General features: G+C 71.1%; 6 protein-coding genes and 2 pseudogenes. All 8 read left to right on the top strand.

Annotation, left to right across the window (positions count from 1 at the left end; genetic code table 11):
* Positions 1-318 precede the first annotated feature (318 nt).
* Entirely contained in the window at positions 319-1,041 is a 723-nt protein-coding gene (locus FK498_RS16700; RefSeq protein ID WP_237560988.1) for an SDR family NAD(P)-dependent oxidoreductase, read from the top strand.
* Positions 1,038-1,679, top strand: a complete 642-nt coding sequence (locus tag FK498_RS16695) for a DUF6134 family protein (protein ID WP_141856539.1) — start codon at positions 1,038-1,040, stop codon at positions 1,677-1,679. The genes FK498_RS16700 and FK498_RS16695 overlap by 4 nt, the downstream gene beginning before the upstream one ends.
* A complete protein-coding gene (locus FK498_RS16690) occupies positions 1,676-3,226 on the top strand; it encodes a cryptochrome/photolyase family protein (RefSeq protein ID WP_141856537.1) in 1,551 nt (516 codons plus the stop codon). The genes FK498_RS16695 and FK498_RS16690 overlap by 4 nt, the downstream gene beginning before the upstream one ends.
* A complete protein-coding gene (locus tag FK498_RS16685; RefSeq protein ID WP_141856535.1) occupies positions 3,223-4,002 on the top strand; it encodes an SDR family NAD(P)-dependent oxidoreductase in 780 nt (259 codons plus the stop codon). Before FK498_RS16690 ends, FK498_RS16685 begins: the two co-directional genes overlap by 4 nt.
* Positions 3,999-4,448, top strand: a complete 450-nt coding sequence (locus FK498_RS16680; protein WP_141856533.1) for a nuclear transport factor 2 family protein — start codon at positions 3,999-4,001, stop codon at positions 4,446-4,448. Before FK498_RS16685 ends, FK498_RS16680 begins: the two co-directional genes overlap by 4 nt.
* Positions 4,449-4,649: 201 nt before the next feature.
* A complete protein-coding gene (locus tag FK498_RS16675) occupies positions 4,650-4,880 on the top strand; it encodes a hypothetical protein (protein WP_141856531.1) in 231 nt (76 codons plus the stop codon).
* 170 nt (positions 4,881-5,050) lie between these two features.
* Positions 5,051-5,715, top strand: a pseudogene (locus FK498_RS16670) (IS630 family transposase); the annotation flags it as partial.
* A gap of 126 nt (positions 5,716-5,841) precedes the next feature.
* Positions 5,842-6,031: pseudogene (locus FK498_RS16665) on the top strand (IS630 family transposase); the annotation flags it as partial.

Raw genomic sequence — 6,031 nt, 5'->3', positions numbered from 1 at the left:
AGATCCATGCGCTCGCCGGCACCAAGCGCGGCGACCAGCTCGCCCTCGGTCTCGCGCGCCTCGCCTCCCTCGCCCCCCGCGCGCGCCGCGCCTCGCTCGTCGCCCTCCTCTCGGCAGCGCGTCCTGCCGGATCACCAGCCCCCGCATGCTCCCCTCCACGAAGCCATCCACGCCGATGCATCACCTCCAAACGCCTCCGCTCACCCTCCAGGAGCCGGCCCTCGTGGGGCGGGGATCACATGCACGTCAGACACGCTGCCGGATCGGCGACCGCACCCATTGCAAAGGGGTGGTACGCACAGGAGGCAACGACGCGCGGTGGAGCACAGGACCCTGATCTTCGGCGCAACCGGCGGCATCGGCGCAGCCCTGGCACGACGGCTCGTCGGTGCCGGGTACGCGGTGCATCTCGCCGGCCGCGACCCTGTCCGCCTGGCGGCACTGGCCGATGAACTCCGCGCGCCGTCCAGCCCCTGCGACGTCCTGGACGAGGCTGCCGTCGGCCGGGTCGTGGCCGCCGCCGGCGGCGCGCTGGCAGGGCTTGCCTTCTGCGTCGGCTCGATCGTGCTGAAGCCGATCGGCCGGGCCACGGCCGCCGACCACCTCGACGCCTACCATCTCAACGTGGTCGCCGCCGCCCGAGCGGTCGCGCTGGCTGCTCCTGCCCTCAAGGTCGGACGTGGGGCCGTGGTGCTGGTCTCGTCGGTCGCCGCGCGTGCCGGCTTCCCGAACCATTCCGTGATCGGACCGGTGAAGGCGGCGGTGGAGGGGCTGACGGTCGCGCTCGCCGCGGAACTCGCGCCCGCCGTGCGCGTCAACTGCATCGCACCGAGCCTGACCCGCACCGCCATGGCCGCGCCGCTGCTTGCGAACCCGGCGATGGCGCAGTCGATCGCCGCGCAGCACCCGATCCCGCGCCTCGGCGAGGCCGAGGATGTGGCCGCTCTCGCCGCCTTCCTGCTCGGTCCGGACGCGGGCTGGATCACCGGCCAGGTCTTCGGCATCGATGGCGGACGCTCGACCGTGAGGATCAGGGGATGATCGCACGCAGGCCGTTCCTCCTCGCAGCTTCGGCGGCGCTTTTCCCCGCTCCCCTCGCCGCCGCGATCCCCCCCGGCGGACGCTTGGTCTTTCGCGTGCTGCGCAACGGCGCCGAGATCGGCACGCACAGCCTCGCCTTCACGCCCGTGGGCGAGGTGGTGCAGGTCGAGATCGCGATCGACCTCGCGGTGCGCCTTCTCGGCATCCCGGTCTATCGCTACACGCATCGCAACCGCGAGCGCTGGGCCGGCGACCGGCTGCTCGCGATCGACAGCGAGACCGACCGCAACGGCACGCCCTACCGCGTGGGCGCCCGGGCCGACGGCGAGGGGATCGCGGTGGAGGGCAGCGAGTCCGGACGCTACGTCGCGCCCGAGGACGCCGCGTCCACCTCCTACTGGCACGCGCGCTTCCTGCGCACGCACAAGATCGACACCCAGGGCGGGCGGCTCTTGACCACGAGGATCGAGGATCTCGGCGAGGAGACCGTCCCGGTCGGCGCCGCGAACGCGCCCGCGCGACGCTTCCGCGTATCGGGCGATCTGACGCTCGACATCTGGTACGATCGCGCCGGCACCTGGTCGGGGCTGCTGTTCGCCGGCGAGGACGGATCGGCGATCCGCTACGTGCGCACGTGAGCGCCCGTACCCTGCGCGTGGTGCTGGGCGACCAGTGCTCGCGCACCCTCTCCGCGCTCGCCGATCTCGATCCCGGCCGTGACGTCGTCCTGATGGCCGAGGTGATGGACGAGTGCACCTATGTGCGCCACCATCGCCAGAAGATCGCCCTGGTGCTTGCGGCGATGCGACATTTCGCCCGGGCCCTGACGGCTCGCGGCGTGCGGGTGGACTACGTCGCGCTCGACGATCCGGACAATACCGGCACGCTGCGCGGCGAAGTGGTGCGCGCGGTGCGGCGGCACGGCGCGGCGCGCATCGTCGCCACCGAACCGGGCGAGTGGCGCGTGCGCGCCGACATGCTGCACTGGGGCGAGGCGGCCGGCGCAGCGCTGGAGATCCGCAACGATGATCGCTTCATCTGCTCGCGCGCCGAGTTCGCGCGCTGGGCCGAGGGCCGGCGCGTGCTGCGGATGGAGCACTTCTACCGTGCGCTGCGCCGCCGTACCGGACTTCTCATGGAAGGGGACGAACCTGCGGGCGGCCGGTGGAACTTCGACGCCGAGAACCGCCGGCGCCTGCCGGATGACGTGCATCCGCCGCCGCCGTACCGCGTCGAGCCGGACGCGATCACACGCGCGGTGCTGGATCTCGTCGCGCGCCGCTTCCCCGACCACTGGGGCGGGCTCGACGCCTTCACCTGGCCGGTCACCGCGCGGGACGCCGAGGCTGCGCTCGACCGCTTCCTGGCCGAACGCCTGCCGCAGTTCGGCGACTACCAGGATGCGATGGCGGAGGGCGAGGCCAGCCTGTTCCACGCGCTGCTCTCGACCAGCCTCAACCTCGGCCTGCTCCTGCCGCTCGAGGTCTGCCGGCGGGCCGAGGCCGAATGGCGCGCGGGTCGCGCCCCGCTCAACGCCGTCGAGGGCTTCATCCGCCAGATCCTCGGCTGGCGCGAATACGTGCGCGGGCTCTACTGGCTCAAGATGCCGGACTACGCGCGCCTCAACGCGCTCGGCGCGGATCGCGCGCTGCCCGCCTTCTACTGGTCCGCCGACAGCGGCATGCGATGCCTTGATGCCGTGGTTGCCCAGACGCGCGAGCTCGCCTACGCGCACCACATCCAGCGGCTGATGGTGACGGGCAATTTCGCGCTGCTCGCCGGGCTCGACCCGCGCGAGGTGAACGACTGGTACCTGAGCGTCTACGCCGACGCCTTCGAGTGGGTGGAACTGCCGAATACCCACGGCATGGCGCTCTATGCAGATGGCGGGATCATGGCCTCGAAGCCCTACGCCGCCTCGGGCCGCTACATCGACCGGATGAGCGACCATTGCCGGCACTGCCGCTATGACGTGAGCGCATCGGTGGGCGAGCACGCCTGCCCCTTCAATGCGCTCTACTGGGACTTTCTCGCGCGTCATCGCGCGCGGCTCGGGGCCAACCCCAGGATGGTGCAGATGTACCGGACGCTTGATCGGATGGACAGCGCGAAGGTGGCGGCGCTGCGCCGCCAGGCGACGTCGTTCCTTGATCGAGTCGCACCCGGCCGGCGCAGGTCCGCATGACGGCGCCGCGTCCGGCCCGCCCCGAGGACGGGATCGCCTGGATCACAGGTGCCTCCTCCGGGATCGGCCGGCAGCTCGCGCGCGAACTCGTCGGGCGCGGCTGGACCGTGGCGGCCACCGCGCGGCGCGAGGCGGAGCTTGCCGCGCTCGCCGCCGAGGCCCCCGGACGGATCCTCGCCGCGCCTGCCGACGTCACCGATGCGCAGGCGGTCGCCACGGCCGTGCGCGAGGCGCAGGCGGCGGCCGGGCGACCAGTCGCGCTTGCGGTGCTGAACGCTGGCACCTACGTGCACGACAGCGCAGAACGATTTGATCTGGAGTCATTCATCCGGCAGGTTCAGGTGAACGTGATCGGCACGGCCGCGGCACTGGCGTCGGTCATGCCGATGATGATCACGCGCCGCTCCGGCCAGATCGCGGTCGTCTCCTCGGTCGCCGGCTATCGCGGCCTGCCGCGCGCGATCGCCTACTCCGCCAGCAAGGCGGCGCTGATCGCGATGGCCGAGAGCCTGAAGTTCGACCTGGACCGCGTGGGCGTGATGGTCAACGTCGTCAATCCGGGATTCGTGAAGACGCCGCTGACCGACCGCAACGACTTTCCCATGCCTTTCCTGCTGCCGGTCGAGGAGGCGGCGCGGCGCATCGCCGACGGGCTGGCGCGCGGGCGATTCGAGGTCGCCTTCCCGCGCCGCTTCGCCGCGGCCCTGAAGCTGATGCGCGTCCTGCCCTATGCGCTGTATTTTCCGCTGGTGGGACGCATGACGGGACGACGATGAGGCTCGAGGATCTGGCGCGCGATGCGCGCGGCGGGGCGGTCAGGGCTTGGGGCGAGGCTTGGCAGCGGCTGGCGCCGGAAACCATCGCCGATCTGCTCGCCCTGGCTTCCGACGACATCCGATTCCGCGATCCCTTCCACGATCTGCGCGGCCGCGACGCCTTCGAGCGGGTGCTGCGTCATCTCTTCGCCTCGGTCGCCGAGCCGCGCTTCGTGGTCACCGATCACGCGGTCGGCGTCGCGGCGGGTTATCTGCGCTGGACCTTCACCTGGCGCCGCGCCGGCAAGGCACAGTCGATCGAGGGCGTGAGCGAGATCATGGTCGCGCCTGACGGCAGGATCGCGGCGCATCTCGACCATTGGGATTCCGGGATGCAGGTGTATGCGAGATTGCCGCTGCTCGGCGTGGCGGTGCGCGCGGTGGCGCGGCGCGTCGCAGTGCGTTAACCGTTTATTCACGTTCATCCTTGATTGTGCCCACTGGCGTCGTCTGGCCGGCGGCCCTTACGCGCCGGCGCAGCGGCACCGGAATGCGGCGCACGCGCCGAGGAGGGCTCTGGCCCAGGCAGGCATGCGATGATCCTTGAAGCGACCCGACCGGCCTCTCCGCCATTGTCATCGCCCACCGCGCGAGCGGTCCCTGCGGCTATGCCGGACGACATCTCGCCGCGGCCCCAAAGCGTGCTCGGCAAGCCCGTTCCGCTCACCAACCCGGCGATGCGGTTCGACCTCAAGGCCTCGATGGTGGTGATCGAGTTCTTCGATGCGGAAGGACAGGTGCAGCGCAAAATCCCCTCCGAGCGCGTTCTCGAGGCCTACGCGCGCGGCCAGGAACCGGCCTTCCCTGCCACTGCCCTGGTGGTGGACGCCGAGGGCTGACCGATCCGGCGCATCGGTGGTGCCGTCCGCGCACGCAGGGGCCAACGGGGTCATGCATGACGGCGCGCCCGACCCGGCCTAATACCACGTCCTGCTGGCTCTGACTCACGAGGGGGATTCCCCGACGCGGGCAGGATCTGATTCAAGCTGGCGAGCAACGGAGTCTCGCCATGGGTCAGCCGCTTCCCCTTCGTCCCGACTACGATGCGCCGGATCTGCGCGCCCTGGCACGGCGCTCGAAGGACGTGAGGCAGTCGCGCCGACTGCTGGCGCTGGCGGCGATCGACGACGGTGCGTCGCGGACGGAGGCGGCGCAGTTCGGCAGTGTGACCCTGCAGATCGTGCGCGACTGGGTGCTGCGGTTCAACGCCGAGGGGCCGGCGGGGCTGATCGACCGCAAGGCACCCGGGCAGCCGCCGCGGCTGACGGATGCGCACCGCGCCGCACTGGCCGCGGCGATCGAGGCCGGCCCGATTCCGGCGGTCCATGGCGTGGTGCGCTGGCGGCTGGTCGACCTCGGCCAGTGGCTGTGGGAGGAGTTCCGCGTCAGGGTCTCGAAGCAGACGCTGAGCCGGGAGGTGCGCGCGATGGGCTATCGCAAGCTCTCGGCGCGGCCGAAGCACCACGCCCAAGGTCCGGGCGCGATCGAGGCGTTCAAAAAAACGTCCCCACGGCGCTGGACGCCATTGCCGAGGAAAAGGGCCTCGCCCCCGAGGCCATAGAGATCTGGTTCGCCGACGAAGCCAGGGTCGGCCAGAAGAACAAGATCGCCCGCCGCTGGGCACGGCGCGGCACCAGGCCCGCCGCGCCGCAGGATCAGCGCTACGCCTCCACTTATACCAGCCCGCCGAAGGTTTGACCTTCGGCGGGCTGGGACGGGGTCATGTTCGCGCGCGGCCGCCCCACCAGCCCCGCGCGCGATACCCTCAGCACAAAGGTCGAGCCTTTGTGCGGAGGGTATTACATCTTCGGCGCCGTCTGCCCGCGCGAGGGCAAAGGCGCAGCCCTGGTCCTGCCGGTCTGCAACACCGCGGCGATGAACCTGCAGCTCGCTGAGATCAGCACCATGGTCAGCCCCGGCAAGCACGCCCTGCTGCTGCTCGATCAGGCCGGCTGGCACCTCTCCGGCGACCTCACCGTGCCCGACAACA

This window comes from Elioraea sp. Yellowstone, assembly GCF_006704265.1.
Classification (GTDB): Bacteria; Pseudomonadota; Alphaproteobacteria; order Acetobacterales; family Acetobacteraceae; genus Elioraea.
Note: the sequence above shows the minus strand (reverse complement) of the source record. Positions and strands in the feature narration are given on the sequence as shown.

Excerpts from the sequence above, each read along its gene's own strand:
- FK498_RS16695 (WP_141856539.1), top strand. The coding sequence starts at position 1,038 with ATGATCGCACGCAGGCCGTTCCTCCTCGCAGCTTCGGCGGCGCTTTTC.
- FK498_RS16685 (WP_141856535.1), top strand. The coding sequence starts at position 3,223 with ATGACGGCGCCGCGTCCGGCCCGCCCCGAGGACGGGATCGCCTGGATC.
- FK498_RS16680 (WP_141856533.1), top strand. The coding sequence starts at position 3,999 with ATGAGGCTCGAGGATCTGGCGCGCGATGCGCGCGGCGGGGCGGTCAGG.
- FK498_RS16675 (WP_141856531.1), top strand. The coding sequence starts at position 4,650 with ATGCCGGACGACATCTCGCCGCGGCCCCAAAGCGTGCTCGGCAAGCCC.